Source organism: Amaricoccus sp. B4 (assembly GCF_043226085.1).
Classification (GTDB): domain Bacteria; phylum Pseudomonadota; class Alphaproteobacteria; order Rhodobacterales; family Rhodobacteraceae; genus Amaricoccus.
Genome location: NZ_CP171225.1, coordinates 1773588 through 1790276 on the forward strand (window position 1 = coordinate 1773588; position 16689 = coordinate 1790276).

Here is a 16689-nt window from a genome sequence, read left to right on the forward strand (position 1 = left end):
TTTCGTGTCTTGCAGTCATGCAGGAGGCGCGCGGGAGATCAATTCCCGCCCGCCTCACTCATCGGGATCAGTCGCGCTCGACGCAGACAGCGACCCCCATGCCGCCGCCAATGCAGAGCGTCGCGAGACCCTTCTTCGCATCCCGCCGCTTCATTTCGAAGAGCAGCGTGTTGAGGACGCGGCAGCCCGAGGCACCGATCGGGTGACCGATGGCGATGGCGCCGCCGTTCACGTTCACGATCTCGGGGTTCCAGCCCATATCCTTGTTGACCGCGCAAGCCTGCGCGGCGAAGGCCTCGTTGGCCTCCACAAGGTCGAGATCCTCGACCTTCCAGCCCGCCTTGGCCAGCGCCTTCCGCGAGGCGTAGATCGGGCCCACGCCCATGATCGACGGATCGAGGCCGGCCGTCGCGTAGGACGCGATGCGCGCCAGCGGCTCGATGCCGCGCTTCTCGGCATTCTCGGCGGACATGAGCAGCGTGACCGCGGCACCGTCGTTGATGCCGCTCGCGTTGCCCGCGGTGACCGAGCCGTCCTTGGCGAAGGCCGGGCGGAGCTTCTGCATCGCCTCGATGGTAGCACCGGCGCGGATGTATTCATCCTTGTCGACCACGGTCTCGCCCTTGCGGGTCTTGACGGTGAAGGGCGCGATCTCATCGTCGAACTTGCCGGCCTTCTGCGCGGCCTCGGCCTTGTTCTGTGAGGCGACGGCGAACTCGTCCTGCATGTCGCGGGAGATCTGCCACTGCTGCGCGACGTTCTCGGCAGTCTGGCCCATGTGGTAGCCGTTGAAGGCATCCCAGAGGCCGTCCTTGATCATCGAGTCGATGAACTTCATGTCGCCCATCTTCTGCCCCGCGCGCAGATGCGCGACATGCGGGCTCAGCGACATGCTCTCTTGGCCGCCAGCGATCACGATCTCGGCGTCGCCAAGTGCGATGTGCTGAGCGCCGAGCGCCACGGTCCGGAGCCCCGAACCGCAGACCTGGTTGATGCTCCAGGCCGAGCTTTCCTGCGGCAGGCCTGCAAGGATATGCGCCTGGCGAGCGGGGTTCTGGCCCTGACCTGCGGTCAGAACCTGACCGAGGATCGTTTCGGAGACCTCCCCGGCCTCAACGCCGGCGCGCTCAAGCGCGGCCTTGATCACCGAGGCTCCAAGCTCATGCGCCGGTGTGTTGGCAAAGCTTCCATTGAAGCTGCCCACGGCCGTGCGTGCCGCGGACGCAATAACGACATTCGTCATCCGATCCTCCATTGCGGCCCGCCGGGAGCCGCCCCCAAATCACGGTGCGCCGGGCGGATCGCCGGGACCCGAATCAGCCGCTCACGCGCACGTCGCATGTGGTGGCACAAAGCCCGTCATTGCTCAACCGCCATGGTTAAACAAGGAATTGCGCCAGATGTTGCCAGACCGCGGTCCGCGCACCGCTTCCCACCACCATTCCGACATGCCCTGTTCGCGGCCGGATAAGACGGGCATCGGGGATCGCGCAGGGCAGCGCCTCGGAGAGCGAGGGTGGCGCGATACTGTCGGAGCGGCCGCAGAAGCTGAGGACGGGGACTTCGATCTTGTCGAGCTGCACCGGACCGCCGAGGAAATCCCAGCGCCCCATCGCGGTGCGGTTCTCGACCTGCCACCCGACGAGGAGATCCTGTGCCGCGCCGCAGGGCATTGGTACGCCGTCGGCGAGCCAGTCCTCGAGCGCGACGAAGAACTGCGCGCCGGCGCCGTCGGGCGCCATGCGGGCGAGCTTCTGGAACTTGAGCGCGGTCTGGAGCGGGTTGATGAGCGCAAAGAGCATCTGGAAGACCGCGACCGGAACGAACCCGAAGGCGTCGGCAAGCGCGCGGAGGAAGGCCTGTGCCTTCTCGGCCCCGCCATCGCTCCGCATCATCGCCCGGAGCGTGCCGGCAAGGCCATCGGTCGAGGCAAAATCCCACGGCGCGCCGATGGTCACCAGACGCGAGAGCCCTTCGGGGCGCCGCGCGGCGAGCCCGGCGGCGAGCGTACCGCCCATGCAGTAGCCGATCGCGGGCACCGGCCGGCCGGTGAGGGCAGCGACATGGGCGAGCGCCGGGGCGAGGCGGCAGGCGCCGTATTCCTCCAGACCGAAGCCCGCCTCCGCGAGGCCGGGCGCACCCCAGTCGAGCATGAGTGGCCGAAAGCCGCGCCCCGCCAGCCAGCGCAGCAGCGAGCGGCCCGGCGCGAGATCGAGAATGTAGGAGCGGTTGATGAGACTCGGCACGATCAGGAGCGGCTCGCCCTCCGGGTTGCTGGCCTCCGATACCTGGCCAAAATCGAGCAGCCGTGAGCAGCCCTCGGACCAGATGGCAGGTGGATCCTCGAGCGTGCGCCGGTAGGGATGGCTCTGCCAGATCTCGAGCCCCTCAATGGTCTCGCGCAGCCGCGAGGCGAGCTCGCAGGCGATCTCGATCCGATCAAGGTCGGGGCCGAGGCGCGCGGCAAGTTCACCCAAGCCGTCCACCCAGGGAAAGCTCGCGCAATCTGCCCGGGGCGCCGCCAACAACGCCTGACTGTAGGCTGCAAGCGCTGCTCCGAGATGGAAGACGAGCGGGCTCGGCTGACCGACCCTCTGCGGTGCCGGCTGCACCATCAGATGTCCGGCTCTGGATCCGGCTCCCAGTCCCGATCCGGCGCCCAGGTGCTGTCCGAAGCCGGAACCGGGGATGGCAGATACCGCCCGTGCAGCGCCGAAACGGTCACGTGGCGCTCCCACAGATCGAGATAACGCGAGGCCCTTCGGCGCTCTAACCGTCGGCGATTCAGGGCTTCCTCCCCGGGAAGTTCTTCTTGTGTCTCTATGGCCATGTCCGCCGGCCGGCTCCTTCATTAACCTAGCCCATTCGCAATCGCAAAAAGCGCTTTCGGCTTTGATGCATGGCGGATAAGCTTACACCGGGTGGAGGAAATGTTCACTAGGAGACGAGCGTGGCTGAGAAGAACGACAAGACGGCCGAGCCAATCATCATCAAGAAGTATGCCAACCGCAGGCTTTATAACACTGCGAAGTCGAGCTACGTGACGCTCGACCACCTCTCGCACATGGTCCGCGAGGGGCAGGACTTCGTCGTCAACGATGCCAAGTCGGGGCAGGACATCACCCGTTCCGTGCTTGCGCAGATCATCTTCGAGGAAGAGGCCAAGGGGCAGACGATGCTGCCCGCAAACTTCCTGCGCCAGTTGATTCGCCTTTATGGCGATACGCTTCAGGGTTTTGTGCCCGGGTATCTCGAAGCGTCGATGGAAACGTTTTCACGCAACCAGGAGCAGATGCGCGAGCAGGTGCAGAAGGCGTTCGAGGCCAACCCCGCGCTCGCGAATTTCGAGGCGCTGGCACGCTCCAACATGGAGTGGTTCGAGAACGCACTGCGCATGTTTGCGCCCTTCGCGAGCGGCATCGGCGGCAAGGCGGGCGACAACTCCCGACTCGACAGCAAGAAGGAAGTCGAGCTCGAGGAACTCAAGAGCCAGCTCGCCGCGATGCAGGAACAGCTCTCGAAGATCGTCAAGGACAAGTGAGGCGGCAACGCCGCCTCGCACGCGCCCCGCGTCGCAGCCCTGCGGCGGGGCTCAGCCTGCTGCGCGGCCCGAATCAGTACGGCCAGCCTGCGGCCTGCTGACCGGTGCCTCCGCCGGGCGACCGTAGAGATAACCCTGCATGCAATCGACACCCGCGTCACAAAGCCAGCGCGCATCGGCCGGCGCCTCCACCCGCTCTGCGACGCTGAACATGTCGAAATGGCGCGAGAGCCGCAGCAGGCACTCGACGAGCACCTGGGCATCAGGGTTGGCATGCACGCCCTGAACATATGATCCGTCGATCTTGACCATGTCGAAGCGGAACGCACGGAAGTGGCGGAAGCCGGTCGCGCCCGCGCCGAAATCGTCGAGCGCGAAGGCCGGGCCCATCTCGCGCACAAAAGCCATGAACTCGATAGTCTGGTCGGAGTTCTCGATCGCCTGACTTTCGGTGATCTCGAGGATTAGGCGCCCGCAGACACCGCTGCCGCCGCGGTGGGCTGCAGACAGGATCGCGAGCCACTCCTCGTCGCCCATCGAGAGCGGCGAGATATTGACCGAGAGACGCAGTGCAGGATTGCGGGCGAGCGCTGCAAGCGCCGTGCGCAGCGCGCGGCGGTCGATCGCCCGGCCGATCTCGCAATCCTCGATCGTGGGCAGGAACGCCCCGGCGGGCAGGATCTGACCGGTCGGCAGGCGCAGCCGGGCAAGCATCTCGTGAAAGGCCGGAACGCGCGGATCCGAGGCGCAGACGACAGGCTGGTAATGGAAGACCACCCGGTTCTGGGCGAGCGCCTGGGCCACGGTGAAGCGCAGGCGCGCATTGGCTTCGATACGGGTCATGGCAACATCGGGCAGCCTCGGCGCGCTTCGGCCGAGCAGCTGAAAGGCATCGATCTGTGTCTTCGGTCGCATGGGGCCTATCTCGCTCGAAGGACCGCCAGAGGGAAGGCGGTTGCAGGCATAATTAATTCGATGTTCCTTAAATGTTCGTGAATTTTCGCCAAAGTTTGTCCAACGAAAAAAGTCGGAATTGCAATTCCAAAGCAAACCAGTCAGGATAAGGCCGAATCTCAAGCCACCTTCGGAAGCGCCCGGGGAAGCCAGAATTATGACGATCCCAGCTTCAGGAGGACAACGGTGCCGGACCGAGACCACGATGCCGCAGAAAAACAGGATCGGACCAAGAGCAGCCCCGGCGTGTCGCGCCGCGAGGCGCTTCTTGCCGCCTTCGATGGGCGCGGCGCCGCGAATCTTCCGCTGGAGGCCCTGATTGACCGTTGCGAGCGCGCCGCATGAGCCAAATGCCTGCGACGGAGTGCAAGCCGGACACGCCGGACGATCCCCCCGTGTACGACGCCCGTTCCCTGACCGAGGGCGGCAGCACGGCCGTGATCGTGCTCGACGGTCAGCCCTATGTCCTGCGCATCACCCGCGCCGGCAAGCTCATCCTCACCAAATGAGCGCCGCCCCCTTCCAGCGCGGCGCGGCCGCCGTCGGCGTTCTGGGCGAACTGCCGCCGCTCGAATCCGCACTCGTGCTCTACATCCGGCTCTGGCACACGAGCCCGGCCGCCCGCCATGAGGTGGCCTGCGATTTCAACCGGGCGCTCGGGGCCGAAGGCGGCGCGCAGATGCTTGACCTCTTCGAGACCTTCTGCGCTGCCGCCGCGGCTTCGGCGCGCCGCCCGCTCATCCGGCACGAGATCCGTTGCCGCTGCCTCGGGGCCGACGAGAGTGCGCTCGCTCATCTCGTTGCCGCCGCAGCCGAGGGCGCACACGAGGATGCGGAACTGCTCGCCGCCCTGCTGATGGAGCGCGGCTCCGTTACCCGGATCACCGGGCTCGCCCGGGCGCTCGGGACCGGGCTTGCGCGCATGTTCCCGCGACACGGCAAATCGCCCGCGCCGGACGGGCACCGCGTCACCCATACGATACAGACTGCCGCTAGGCACTAGAGAATGCGAAAGGACTGCCTCATGAAAAGAACCCTCCTCGCCAGCGTCGCCCTCGGCGTTGCCGGTGTCGGCCCCGCCGCCGCGGCCGACAGGACGGAGGTGCTCGAGACCTACGTCAACATCGCCGAAGCGGCCTATGGCGACAGTCTGGTGACCGCACAGCGGCTCGGTGCCGCAGTGGATGCACTTCTCGCCAATCCCTCGGCCGAGGCGTTGCAGGCGGCACGGACCGCCTGGCTTCAGGCCCGCGTGCCCTACATGCAGACGGAGGTCTTCCGCTTCGGCAACCCGATCGTCGATGACTGGGAAGGCAAGGTGAACGCATGGCCGCTCGACGAGGGTCTCATCGACTATGTCGATGCCGCCTATGGCGGGCCGACCGACGAGAACGAATACGCCACGGTGAACGTGATCGCGCATCCGTCCTTCACCCTCTCGGGCGAGGAGGTGGACGCGAGCCGGATCACGCCGGAGCTGCTTGCCAACACGCTGCACGAGGCCGACGACATCGAGGCCAATGTCGCGACCGGCTATCACGCGATCGAATTCCTGCTCTGGGGCCAGGATCTCAACGGGACCGGACCGGGCGCAGGCAACCGCCCCTGGACCGACTATGCCGCGGGTGACGCCTGCACGCACGGCAACTGCGACCGACGCGGGGAATATCTCAAGGCCGCGACCGACCTGCTGATCGCAGATCTCGGCGACATGGCTGGCGCCTGGGCCGAAGGCGGGGCCGCGCGTGCCTCGGTGCTGTCCGACGAGACGACCGGCGTCGCAACCATCCTCACTGGCATGGGCTCGCTCTCCTATGGCGAGCTCGCGGGCGAGCGGATGCGGCTCGGCCTGATGTTGAATGACCCGGAAGAGGAACAGGACTGCTTCTCCGACAACACCTACAATAGCCATTTCTACGACGGGCTGGGCATGTGGAACATCTACCACGGCCAGTATGTGCGGGTGGACGGCACGCTCATCTCGGGCGCGTCGGTTTCCGATCTGGTCGCAGAGGCCGATGGCGAGGTGGATGTCGGGCTCCGGGCCGACCTCGATGCGACGGTCATGGCACTGCTCCGGATCAAGACCACCGCCGAGGCCGGAATGTCCTACGATCAGATGCTCGACCGGAACAATGCCGCCGGTGGCGCGCTGCTCATGGGAGCGGTCGATGCTCTCGTGACCCAGACGAAATCGATCGAGCGCGCGGTCTCGGCGCTCGAGCTCGATACGATCCAGTTCGAGGGCTCGGAAAGCCTCGACAATCCGGACGCAGTCTTCCAGTGACCGCGACCCTGCCCCGCCGGGGCTGATGCAAAACGCCGGGGCGCCGCAGCCCCGGAAGCCAGACAGGGGGACGACGACCATGATGGTCTGCCACTGCATGCAAATTACCGACCGGGACATCGACGCCGCGATCGACTGGATGCGCGCCGCCGATCCCGCGGTGGTCATCACGCCCGGCAAGGTGTTCCATGCCCTCGGCAAGTCCGCGGAATGCGGCGGCTGCGTGCGGCTTTTCGTCGACACGATGAAGCGGAACGACAATCTTGCGGTGCCCTTCGAACTCCGAAACCTGCGGGGCGAGAGCCGCCGCGGTCGGAACCTGCACAGCCTCTGGCGCGACGGCCCGGGCTGATCGGCGCCAAGGCGCAGGGCCGACCTTCCTGACGCCCGCCCGTTCCCGACCCCGGGGTCCGCCCATGGGTCGCCCCCTCCCACGAGCGCGCCGCCGCCTTCTGGATCGCGCGCCGCTGCAAAGACTGCCTGCCCCATCATGACACGCCGCCTTCCCCGCCAGATCGCCAGGTTCCTGACGGCTGCAACGCTCTCCGCCCTCCCCGCCGCCGCCAGCGCGGCGCCCCCCGAGATCCCCAGCAGCCCGCTCGAGACTGTACCCCGCACCGCGGCCGAGCGCGCGCGCATCGCACCGGTCGTCGCCCCTATCACCGATTTCACGAAGCCGGAGCGCTTCGAGACACTGCAGGCCGGCGCCGCCACTTCAAAGGCCATGGTGAACCGCGATTCCTATTCGCACTCCTCGGCCAACATGAGCTTCGAGAAGGAACTCGACTTCAAGCTCGGCAACGGCCTCTTCCGCAAGGTCTGGGTCTCGGCCCCCTCCTCGACGCTTGCCTCCGACGGGCTTGGCCCAATCTACAACTCCCGCTCCTGCCAGCGCTGTCATCTCAAGGACGGCCGCGGCCATCCGCCGGAAAACGCGGACGACAGTGCCGAATCGATGTTTCTCCGCATCTCGATCCCCGGCGGGCCGGAGGATGCGGTGAAGGGGATCGAGGACTACATCGCCACCCTGCCCGATCCGACCTACGGGCTCCAGATCCAGGACACCGCCCTGCCTGGCCTGCCCGCCGAGGCGAAGATGGAGATCTCCTACGAGGAGATCGAGGTGCCGCTTTCGGAGGGCGAGGTCGCGCATCTGCGAAAGCCCACCTATGCCCTCGGCGAGCCAGGCTACGGCCAGCCACACCCGGACGCGATGCTTTCGCCGCGTGTCGCCCCGCAGATGATCGGCCTCGGCCTGCTCGAAGCTGTGCCCGCGGAGGACATCCTCGCGCTCTCCGATCCCGATGACACCGATGGCGACGGGATTTCGGGGCGGGCCAACATCGTTTGGTCGAAGGAATTCGAACGGCCGATGCTCGGGCGGTTCGGCCACAAGGCGGGCACGGCGACGATCCGCCAGCAATCGGCCGATGCCTTCGCGGGCGATATCGGCATCTCGAACCCGATCAACCGCGCCGGCTGGGGCGAGTGCACTACAGCCGAAACCGCGTGCCGCGCCATGCCCGACGGCGGCTCGGGCAGCGCAGAGGACCTCGAGATCGACCAGGAGGGTCTCGATCTCGTGACCTACTACAGCCGCAACCTGGCGGTTCCGATGCGCCGGGGCGTCGACGATTCCGAGGTGCTCCACGGCAAGCAGGTGTTCTACGAGACCGGCTGTACCGCCTGCCATAACCCGAAATTCGTCACCCACCGCCTCGCGGACCAGCCCGAGCAGAGCTTCCAGCTCATCTGGCCCTATACGGACATGCTGCTTCACGACATGGGCGAGGGGCTGGCCGATCACCGCCCGGAGGCGCGGGCGACCGGCACCGAATGGCGCACCGCCCCGCTCTGGGGGATCGGCCTCACGCAGGACGTGAGCGGCCACAGCTATTTCCTGCATGACGGCCGCGCCCGCTCGCTCCTCGAAGCCATTCTCTGGCATGGTGGCGAGGCCGAGCCTGCAAAGATGCAGGTGGTCGACATGCCGAAAGCCGATCGTGACGCCCTTCTCAAGTTTCTGGAAAGCCTATGATGTGCCGCAAGACAGCCGCCGCCCTCTGCCTCGCCCTCTGGCCGCTCGCCGCAGCTGCCGCCGGCGGAGACGACCTTGATCTCGTGGCCAAGGCCGTCGATGTGCAGATCCTGCCCGGCTACGAGACGCTTGCCGCTGCCTCGGCCGAGCTCGATGCTGCGGCCGCCGAGGATTGCGATCCCGAAGGCGAGACGCTGCGTGATGCCTACAATTCCGCCTTCGACGCCTGGATCGGCGTCTCGCATCTGCGGTTCGGGCCGAGCGAGACGGACAACCGCGCCTTTGCCCTGGCTTTCTGGCCCGACGACCGCGGCGCCTCACGCAAGACGCTGGCCGGCCTCATCCGCGAGGAGGATCCGGTGGTCAACGATGCCGAGAGCTTCGGCAATGTCTCGATCGCTGCGCGCGGCTTCTTCGCGCTCGAGATGATGCTCTATGACGGCTCGCTGTCCGAGGGCGATCCCGGCTACTCCTGCCGTCTCGTCCGCGCCATCACCCGGGACATCGCGACCACCGCTGCGGCCATCGAGGCGGATTGGGATCCGGCCTATGCCGAACTCATCCTGCATCCCGGCCCTGAGAACCCGATCTATCTCTCCGATCTCGAGGCGCTGCAGGAGCTCTACAAGGCGCTGATGACGGGGCTCGAGTTCACCGCCGACAGCCGGCTCGGCCGTCCGCTCGGCACCTTCGAGAAGCCACGGCCCAAGCGCGCCGAAGCCTGGCGCTCAGGGCGCTCGCTTCGCGACGTGCAGATCTCCATCGCAGCGACCAGCGCGCTTGCCGAGATCCTGGCGTCCGATGTGCCCGAGGAGACGCGTGCGCCGCTCGATGTGGCGGTCGAGCGCGCCGGGCGGCTCGCGGGGCGGCTCGACGACCCGATCTTCACAGGCGTTGAGACCCCGACCGGCCGGCTGCGCATCGAGGTGCTGCAGCAGGCGGTCAACGATGTGCGCGACGCCTCGCAGGCAGTGATCGGCCCGGCCCTCGGTGTGAGCCAGGGCTTCAATTCCCTCGATGGAGACTGACCCCATGACGAGCCGCAGGACCTTCCTCAAGTCGCTCCTCGTTGCCTCGACCCTTCCCGCGCTGAGCTGGGCCGATGCCGGCAGCCCCGCCTATCTTGCGGCTGCGCGGCGGCCTGATGGCGCCTTCTGGCTCTATGGCCTCAGCGAGACCGGTAGCGAGATCTTCTCGCTGCCGCTGCCCACCCGCGGCCATGCGGCGGCAGCGCATCCGAGGCGTCCCGAGGCGGTTGCCTTCGCCCGGCGCCCCGGCACCTTCGCCATTGTGCTCGACTGCGTCTCGGGCCAGGTGAAGCGCCGCCTCGATGCGCCCGAAGGCCGCCACTACTACGGCCATGGCTGCTTCTCGAGCGACGGGCGGCTGCTCTTCACGCCAGAGAACCTCTATGCCGAGGGCGCTGGCCGCATCGGGGTCTGGGATGCCTCCAACGGGTATGCCCGGCTCGGGGATTTCGACTCCGGCGGCATAGGGCCCCATGACATCCAGCGCCTGCCCGGCAGCGAGGTAAAGGTGATCGCCAACGGTGGCATCCGCACCCATCCCGATACCGGCCGGATCAAGCTCAACATCGACACGATGCAGCCAAATCTCACCTATGTCGACGAAGACGGCTCGATCCTCGAGACGGTCGAGCTCGCCCCGGAGCTGCACCAGAACTCGATCCGCCATCTCGCCATCCATGATGACGGGCTGGTTGCTTTCGCAATGCAGTGGGAGGGTGATCCCACACGGAATCCGCCGCTTCTCGGGCTTCACCGCCGCGGCGCAGCGCCCCGCTTGCTGGAAGCCGGCATGGAGCAACCCAGGATGCGCGGCTATGCCGGGAGTGTGGCCTTCTCGGGCGACGGGCGCTTTGCAGGCATCACTTCGCCCCGGGGTAGCATGGTGCATTTCTTTCGGGTGGCAGACGGCGGCCTCGCCGAGGCCCTGGCACAGGCCGATGTCTGCGGGCTGGCGGCGCACGCCCTGGGCTTCGTGACCACCGACGGCACCGGTGGCTGCCGGGTGATCGTACCCGGCGGCAAGGTGACGGACGAGGGCCGGGCCGAGGTGGCCTGGGACAACCACCTCGTCCGGCTGAACGTCTGAGGCTCAGACGAGCTCGCCCTCTGCGGTGACGCGCGTGCGGCCCCGGAGGTAGGGGTGAAGCGCTTCGGGAAGCGTGATCGAACCGTCCTCTTCCTGACCATTTTCAAGGACCGCGATGAGGCAGCGGCCGACGGCGAGGCCCGAGCCGTTGAGCGTATGGACAAACTCCGGCCGGGCGCCCTCCTCGCGGCGGAAGCGCGCATTCATCCGGCGGGCCTGGAAATCGCCGCAGACCGAGACCGAGCTGATCTCGCGATAGGTGTCCTGCCCGGGCAGCCAGACCTCGAGATCGTGGGTACGGCGGGCCGAAAAGCCCATGTCCCCGGTGCAGAGCACGATGGTCCGATAGGGAAGACCGAGCCTTTCCAGCACGTTCTGGGCGCAGGCGGTCATCCGGTCATGTTCGGCGAGGCTTTCCTCGGGCCGGGTGATCGAGACCATCTCGACCTTCTCGAACTGATGCTGGCGCAGCATGCCGGAGGTATCCTTCCCCGCCGAGCCGGCTTCGGAGCGGAAGCATTGGGTGTGCGCGGTCATGCGCATGGGCAGATCCTTCGCCTCGAGGATCCGGCCCGCGGCGAGGTTCGTCATCGTGACCTCGGAGGTCGGGATGAGCCACCAGCCAGTGGTGGTCTGGTAACTGTCCTCGGCGAATTTCGGCAGCTGACCGGTGCCGAGCATCGCTTCGTCGCGGACGAGAACTGGGGTCCAGTGTTCAACAAGCCCATGTTCTTCCACGTGAAGATCGAGCATGAACTGGGCAAGAGCGCGGTGGACGCGGATCATTGCGCCCTTGAGCACGACGAAGCGGCTCCCGGAGAGGCGGCCGGCAGCCTCGAAATCGAAGCCGGGTTTCGCGCCCGGAATCTCGAAGTGTTCGAGCGGCTTGAAGGCGAAGGCGCGGGGTGTGCCCCAGCGGCGGATTTCGACGTTCTCCGTCTCGTCCCGGCCCACGGGCACGCTTTCGAGCGGCAGGTTCGGGAGGCCCATGAGAAGCTCGTTGAGCCGGGCGTCCTCAGCCTTGGCTTCTTCCTCGAGGCGGGATATTTCGTCTTTCTTTTCAGAGACAAGCGCCCGAAGACGCTCGAACTCGGCCTCGTCGCCGCGCGCCTTGGCGGCGCCGACCTGCTTGCTCGCGGCATTGCGCTCGGCCTGGGCGGCTTCGGCGGCGGCGATCTTGGCGCGGCGGCTGCCGTCGAGGGCCAGGATCTCGGCGGAACGGGGCTCGGCCCCGAGGCGCGCAAGGCCTGCGTCGAAGGTTTCGGGCGCTTCGCGGATGGCGCGGATATCGTGCATGTCGGACGGTCCCGGGCGGTTTTCGGTGGGGCGCTTATGCCGGATCGGGCGGGGCGGTTCAAAGGGGTTTTTCCCCTCTGGCAGCTATCTGGAATCCATATGGAATCGATATGGAATCCATATGGCAGAACGGAACGTGAATTCTTAACGATTCAGGGCGCGGCTTCCCCCGGCGGACCGCGCCGGGATCCGCTCCGCGCTCCATTGGCACGGGAGCAGGCCGGAGGCGGCGTCCTGACGGCATGTCAGGCGGCGGAGCGGTTCCGGGCGGGCGCGCTGGTGCGGGCGGTTCGGTCGGTGCGGAAGAAGCGGACGAGATCCTCGAGGCGTTCGGAGAGCTCGGTGAGGGTGCGGGCGGAGCTCGCGCTTTCCTCGGCCATGCTGGCGTTCTGGCTGGTGAGGGCGTCCATCTCGGATATGGCGGAGGTCACCTCCTCGATGCCGAGGGTCTGGCTGTGGCTTGCCTCGCTGATCTCGTCGGTGGTGGCCGCCACGTCCTCGATGGCACGCACGATGTCCTGGAGGAACGTGCCGGTGTCGGTGACGAGGCGGACGCCCTCGGCAACGTCGAGCGAGCTTTTCGCGATCAGGCCGCGGATGTTTTCCGCCGCCTCGCCGGCACGCTGGGCGAGCGCGCGGACCTCGCTTGCGACCACGGCGAAGCCCCGGCCCGCCTCGCCCGCGCGCGCGGCCTCGACCCCCGCGTTGAGGGCGAGAAGATTGGTCTGGAACGAGATGTCGTTCAGCACCTCGATGATCTCGGTCACTTGCCGGGCGCTCGCGTCGATCTGCGACATCGCGGCGACGGCATCGTTGACCACGCTGCCGCCGTTGGTGGCGGTGGCGGCGGCCTCGCGGATCCGGCCCGCGACCTTCTCGGCGCTTTCGGAGTTGGCGCGCACGGTGGCGGCGAGGCCGGTCATCGTGGCGGAGGTCTCGCGCAGGGCATCGGCCTGGGCATTGGCGCGCTGCGCGAGCGCGCCCGAGTTTTCCGAGATCCGGTGGGTGTCGCGGACGATCGCCTCGGTCGTGCCGGTGATATCGGCGACAATGCGCCGGAGGGTATCGACGGTGCCGTTCACGTCGCGCTTGAGATCGGCGAAGGCCCCGGCGAAATCCCCCTCCATCATGTCGGTGAGGTCGCCCTCGGCCAGGCGGGACACCGAACGCATCGTTTCGCCGATGCCGCGATCGACCTCCTCCACCAGCCGGTTCATGCCGCGGGCAAGCTCGGCCAGGGCGGGGTCTTCGAAGCGGCTGGCGATGCTGCCATCGAAGCGCCCTTCGGCGGCGCGGCTGACCACGGTGCCGAATTCCTCGACGAAGCGGCCGGTGGCCTCGGCGCGCGCCACGGCCTCTTCGCGCTGGCGCTCGGACAGGGCGCGCTGCTCGGTTGCCTCGCGGCTCTGTTCCTCGGCGCGGGCGCGCGCCTGCTGCGCATCGGCCCGCTCGGCCTCGGCCCGCTGGCGCTCGACGCGGGATTCCGCCTCGAGCTGCTTCTGGCGCCTGAGCGCGTCGCGAAGGCCGCTGACGCTTTCCCGGAGGACCCCGACCTCATCTCCCGAATGCCAGGCGGGCGGTTCGGCCTCGAGATCGCCCGCGATAAGCCGGCGCATGACGGTGGCCAGATCGCGAAGCCTCCGGCCCAGCGCGCGCTCGAGCCAGCGCCAGGAGAAGAACATCGCGCTGCAGAGGCCGATGGCGGCGGCAGCCATGATGCCGAGCGCAATGTTGCGGCTGGCCTGCAGGTGCGCGACGCTCGTGGCGATCGCATCGTTCACGACCCTCTGGGTGGCGCGGGCATCGGACACAAACTGGTTGTAGGCCTTGTCCACCGTGTGGATCGTCGCCGGCTCCGCGTCGCGGGCGAGCGCTGCGTCGGTGGCCTCGCGCAGGGCTCCGATGCGGGTGAGCACGGTGTCGGTTGCCTCCGTGAGCGCGGCGGCCGTGTCGGCGGGGAGCGTGCGACCGGCGGCGGCGATGCCGTCACGGAGCCGTTCGGCCTCTGCCTGGGCGCTGGAGAGGCGGGAGGCAACCGTGAGGCGGGCGGTCACGCTGCCGTTGCCGGTGAAGGCCGCGTTGGCGGCGCGCACGCCCGCGGCGGCCGAGAGCTGCATTTCCATAACCGCGGTATTGAGCGGTGTGAGCCGCTGGCCAAGGCCGACGCCGCTCTGCGTGATGATGACAAGCAGGACAAGAACAATGGCGGTTCCCGACCCCGCCACCGAGGCGAAGGCCGCGAACGAGAGAAGGATCTTGCGACCTGCGGACAGGTTCTCCAGCACCGCATGCCTCCCGAAAAAATTAATCTTTCGGAAAGCCTCCGAACATTTGGTTGAAATGTGATTAAGCTGCCTGACGCTGCGCCGGCGGGCTCAGAAGGCGTAACAGGCCCCGAGGGCGGCGCGGAGGCTCGCGGTCGAGCCCGTGAGCGAAAGCAGGCCCTCGCGGCGGCCGTCGATATCGATCGGAACCTCGGCGTCGCGCCCGGCGAGGCGGCGGGCCAGCGGCGAGTCCGCGAGATCGACGACGAAGGCGCCGCCCGCCGTCTCCTCGTAGAGCGCCTCGGTCTCGACCGCACCGGCGGGAAAATCGAAGCGGACGGTGAGCGCCGGGCCCTCGGGCGGCTCGCGGAAGCGGAGGGCGAGGAAGGGCGCGTCGGCAAGGCAGAAGGCACCGATCGAGAGCAGGTTGCCCGGGCCGATGCCCAAGGCGACGGGGCTGCCGTCGGGCACGGCGCGCAGCGTCCAGCCCGATTGCGGCACGAAGCGGCGGAGCTGTTCGGGCGCGGGGCGTGGCAGCGGCCGTTCGACGGCGAGCGTCGTGAAGGGCGGCGGCACGGGCGCACTGTCGTCGGCCAGTCGCCAGTCGCGGATGCAGGTTGCGCTCGCAAGGCCCGCCGCAGCGCAGGTCGTGGCGCCATGGAGCGTGCGGAGCACCGGCGGGCCGCCCTCCGCGCCCGCAGGCGGCATCAGCTCGATGCCCGTGACCGCCCCGAGATCGAGGCTCTGGTAGGCCCCGCCGGGTTTGGAGAGCCAGAGGGTCGCCGCGCAGCCGTCGGGGCCGCAGAAGGCGCCATCGGCCTCACCGCAGGCAATGCGCGCGAGATCGGTGACGAAATCGGGCTTTCCGTCGCCGTTGAGATCGGCGGAGGTCTCGTAGCCGTCGAGGATGCGGGCGACGCCGCCGCGCGCCTCGCAGGCAGCGAATGCCCCCTCGGTCGCCTCGAAGACGCCTGCGGGCGGCTCGGCCCGGGCGGGAGCGGCGAGAAGGAGCAGGAGGGTGAGGGCGGCGGAGGTGGGAGGGGCGCGGCGGGGCATGGGTCAGCTCTGCTTGATCTGGAGCCAGGCGATGGCGATCGCGAGGATGAGGCCGATCAGGACGGCGATGGCGATCTTGACCGGCGAATACGGGCGCTCGCCCTCCACCGCTCCGGTGCGGGCATTGACGACGAAGCGGTAGCTCTTGCCGCGGTAGCGGTAGGCCGCGACCCAGATCGGCAGGAGCACATGCTTGAAGGTGAGCCGGCCCACCTCGGTGGAAAGCTTGCCGACCTGCTGGCGGTCACCGCCGATGTCGCGGCGGACATCCTCGGTGATGACGCCGTTCATGATCTCGCGGGCCTCGCCATAGGCCTCGTGGACCGGGATGCCGTAGGCCTCGGCGCGGAAGCCTGCGAGGTAGCGCGGGTCGTAGCGGAGCAGCGCGGAGAGATCCCAGGGGGCCACTGCATCGGTGAAGCGCTTGGGCAGGCTGCGGGAGCCGAGGACGAGCACATCGTCGAAATCGCGCGCGACGCGGCCGCGCACCGGGGTCCAGCGCACCTTCGCCACCTGCTGGTTCACCATGCGGCGCTTGCCGTCCTGGATGACCGGCACCACCCGGTTCTCGTAATAGACGGTGCCGCGCTGGCCGGTGTAGGCGGTGCGCGTCTCGGCATCATAGGTCCAGTAGGGCACGTAGATCCCGTCCATCGCCCGCTCGGCGGAGGCATATTTCCTGAGGTCGGAGGGGGCGAACCAGAGCCGGCCGAGCCAGGATTTCATCGCCCCCCGGGCCTCGGGCTCGGAGAGCAGGAAGGGGAGCTGAGCCTGGGGGCGGATGTGGCGATGCGTGCCGGTGCCCGTGACCATGGGCGAGGCGCAGAACGGGCAGCTTTCGGCGTGGATGCCGGGCGCGAATTCCACCTCCGCCCCGCAGCTCTCGCAGCGCGCGGTGCGGGTTTCCTCCATGTCGACGGCTGAGAGATCGTCGCGCTCGGCGGCGCGCAGGTCGAGCTCGGCGATATTGCCGCGGGGTGCCTCGATCGGTTCCTCGTGGCCGCAATGCTGGCACCGGAGCGCGTCGGTGCCGGGGGCGAAGCGCAGATCGGCACCGCAGGCCGGGCAGGGAAAGCGGTGTTCCTCGAGGATGGAAGCGCCGGGCGCGGTGTCTGACACGGGCTGAGATCCCTCGGGC

15 protein-coding genes are annotated in these 16689 nt (G+C 67.8%); 8 read left to right on the top strand and 7 right to left on the bottom strand.

Annotated features, from left to right (window positions below; all coding sequences use genetic code 11):
* Nucleotides 1-67: 67 nt before the first annotated feature.
* Complete coding sequence (locus tag ACF66B_RS08555; protein WP_111431535.1) at nucleotides 68-1243, bottom strand: acetyl-CoA C-acetyltransferase; 1176 nt, start codon at nucleotides 1241-1243, stop codon at nucleotides 68-70.
* 136 nt (nucleotides 1244-1379) lie between these two features.
* Nucleotides 1380-2615, bottom strand: coding sequence for an alpha/beta fold hydrolase (locus tag ACF66B_RS08560; protein ID WP_162683402.1), 1236 nt, complete (start codon nucleotides 2613-2615; stop codon nucleotides 1380-1382).
* A gap of 335 nt (nucleotides 2616-2950) precedes the next feature.
* On the opposite strand from ACF66B_RS08560, the gene phaR reads away from it, so the two are divergent.
* A complete protein-coding gene (gene phaR, locus ACF66B_RS08565) occupies nucleotides 2951-3541 on the top strand; it encodes a polyhydroxyalkanoate synthesis repressor PhaR (RefSeq protein WP_111431533.1) in 591 nt (196 codons plus the stop codon).
* Between the two features lie 51 nt (nucleotides 3542-3592).
* Here the strand turns inward: phaR and ACF66B_RS08570 are convergent, their stop codons facing one another.
* The gene (locus tag ACF66B_RS08570; RefSeq protein ID WP_111431532.1) at nucleotides 3593-4456 is read right to left on the bottom strand and encodes an EAL domain-containing protein; all 864 of its coding nucleotides are present in this window, start codon (nucleotides 4454-4456) and stop codon (nucleotides 3593-3595) included.
* Between the two features lie 389 nt (nucleotides 4457-4845).
* Here ACF66B_RS08570 and hemP point away from each other — a divergent pair, with 389 nt between their 5' ends.
* From hemP to ACF66B_RS08605, 7 genes are all read left to right on the top strand, one after another.
* Complete coding sequence (gene hemP / locus ACF66B_RS08575; RefSeq protein WP_111431531.1) at nucleotides 4846-5004, top strand: hemin uptake protein HemP; 159 nt, start codon at nucleotides 4846-4848, stop codon at nucleotides 5002-5004.
* Nucleotides 5001-5498: a hypothetical protein gene (locus ACF66B_RS08580; RefSeq protein ID WP_111431530.1), complete on the top strand. Its 498-nt coding sequence runs from the start codon at nucleotides 5001-5003 to the stop codon at nucleotides 5496-5498. The genes hemP and ACF66B_RS08580 overlap by 4 nt, the downstream gene beginning before the upstream one ends.
* Nucleotides 5499-5519: 21 nt before the next feature.
* Nucleotides 5520-6782: an imelysin family protein gene (locus ACF66B_RS08585; RefSeq protein WP_111431529.1), complete on the top strand. Its 1263-nt coding sequence runs from the start codon at nucleotides 5520-5522 to the stop codon at nucleotides 6780-6782.
* Nucleotides 6783-6861: 79 nt separating this feature from the next.
* The gene (locus ACF66B_RS08590; protein ID WP_111431528.1) at nucleotides 6862-7134 is read left to right on the top strand and encodes a (2Fe-2S)-binding protein; all 273 of its coding nucleotides are present in this window, start codon (nucleotides 6862-6864) and stop codon (nucleotides 7132-7134) included.
* 138 nt (nucleotides 7135-7272) lie between these two features.
* The gene (locus ACF66B_RS08595) at nucleotides 7273-8820 is read left to right on the top strand and encodes a di-heme oxidoredictase family protein (RefSeq protein WP_111431527.1); all 1548 of its coding nucleotides are present in this window, start codon (nucleotides 7273-7275) and stop codon (nucleotides 8818-8820) included.
* A complete protein-coding gene (locus ACF66B_RS08600) occupies nucleotides 8820-9848 on the top strand; it encodes an imelysin family protein (RefSeq protein WP_392664681.1) in 1029 nt (342 codons plus the stop codon). Before ACF66B_RS08595 ends, ACF66B_RS08600 begins: the two co-directional genes overlap by 1 nt.
* Before the next feature lie 4 nt (nucleotides 9849-9852).
* A complete protein-coding gene (locus ACF66B_RS08605) occupies nucleotides 9853-10935 on the top strand; it encodes a DUF1513 domain-containing protein (protein WP_111431525.1) in 1083 nt (360 codons plus the stop codon).
* Between the two features lie 3 nt (nucleotides 10936-10938).
* Here the strand turns inward: ACF66B_RS08605 and serS are convergent, their stop codons facing one another.
* The 4 genes from serS to ACF66B_RS08625 all read right to left on the bottom strand — a co-directional run bounded on the left by serS (nucleotide 10939) and on the right by ACF66B_RS08625 (nucleotide 16670).
* On the bottom strand, nucleotides 10939-12231 hold the full coding sequence (gene serS / locus ACF66B_RS08610; RefSeq protein ID WP_111431524.1) for a serine--tRNA ligase: 1293 nt from the start codon (nucleotides 12229-12231) through the stop codon (nucleotides 10939-10941).
* A gap of 245 nt (nucleotides 12232-12476) precedes the next feature.
* Nucleotides 12477-14516, bottom strand: a complete 2040-nt coding sequence (locus ACF66B_RS08615) for a methyl-accepting chemotaxis protein (protein WP_111431523.1) — start codon at nucleotides 14514-14516, stop codon at nucleotides 12477-12479.
* A gap of 90 nt (nucleotides 14517-14606) precedes the next feature.
* Nucleotides 14607-15551: a hypothetical protein gene (locus ACF66B_RS08620; RefSeq protein WP_162683401.1), complete on the bottom strand. Its 945-nt coding sequence runs from the start codon at nucleotides 15549-15551 to the stop codon at nucleotides 14607-14609.
* Nucleotides 15552-15554: 3 nt separating this feature from the next.
* Nucleotides 15555-16670 carry a primosomal protein N' (replication factor Y) - superfamily II helicase gene (locus ACF66B_RS08625; RefSeq protein WP_111431522.1) on the bottom strand — a complete coding sequence of 372 codons (1116 nt, stop codon included), beginning with the start codon at nucleotides 16668-16670 and terminating at the stop codon, nucleotides 15555-15557.
* Nucleotides 16671-16689: the final 19 nt, after the last annotated feature.

What these genes read in the sequence shown, in the direction of transcription:
- ACF66B_RS08595 (WP_111431527.1), top strand. Translation starts at nt 7,273, where the DNA reads ATGACACGCCGCCTTCCCCGCCAGATCGCCAGGTTCCTGACGGCTGCA.
- ACF66B_RS08585 (WP_111431529.1), top strand. Translation starts at nt 5,520, where the DNA reads ATGAAAAGAACCCTCCTCGCCAGCGTCGCCCTCGGCGTTGCCGGTGTC.
- ACF66B_RS08605 (WP_111431525.1), top strand. Translation starts at nt 9,853, where the DNA reads ATGACGAGCCGCAGGACCTTCCTCAAGTCGCTCCTCGTTGCCTCGACC.
- ACF66B_RS08580 (WP_111431530.1), top strand. Translation starts at nt 5,001, where the DNA reads ATGAGCGCCGCCCCCTTCCAGCGCGGCGCGGCCGCCGTCGGCGTTCTG.
- hemP (WP_111431531.1), top strand. Translation starts at nt 4,846, where the DNA reads ATGCCTGCGACGGAGTGCAAGCCGGACACGCCGGACGATCCCCCCGTG.
- ACF66B_RS08590 (WP_111431528.1), top strand. Translation starts at nt 6,862, where the DNA reads ATGATGGTCTGCCACTGCATGCAAATTACCGACCGGGACATCGACGCC.
- ACF66B_RS08560 (WP_162683402.1), bottom strand. Translation starts at nt 2,615, where the DNA reads ATGGTGCAGCCGGCACCGCAGAGGGTCGGTCAGCCGAGCCCGCTCGTC.
- ACF66B_RS08570 (WP_111431532.1), bottom strand. Translation starts at nt 4,456, where the DNA reads ATGCGACCGAAGACACAGATCGATGCCTTTCAGCTGCTCGGCCGAAGC.
- ACF66B_RS08555 (WP_111431535.1), bottom strand. Translation starts at nt 1,243, where the DNA reads ATGACGAATGTCGTTATTGCGTCCGCGGCACGCACGGCCGTGGGCAGC.
- serS (WP_111431524.1), bottom strand. Translation starts at nt 12,231, where the DNA reads ATGCACGATATCCGCGCCATCCGCGAAGCGCCCGAAACCTTCGACGCA.
- ACF66B_RS08600 (WP_392664681.1), top strand. Translation starts at nt 8,820, where the DNA reads ATGTGCCGCAAGACAGCCGCCGCCCTCTGCCTCGCCCTCTGGCCGCTC.
- ACF66B_RS08620 (WP_162683401.1), bottom strand. Translation starts at nt 15,551, where the DNA reads ATGCCCCGCCGCGCCCCTCCCACCTCCGCCGCCCTCACCCTCCTGCTC.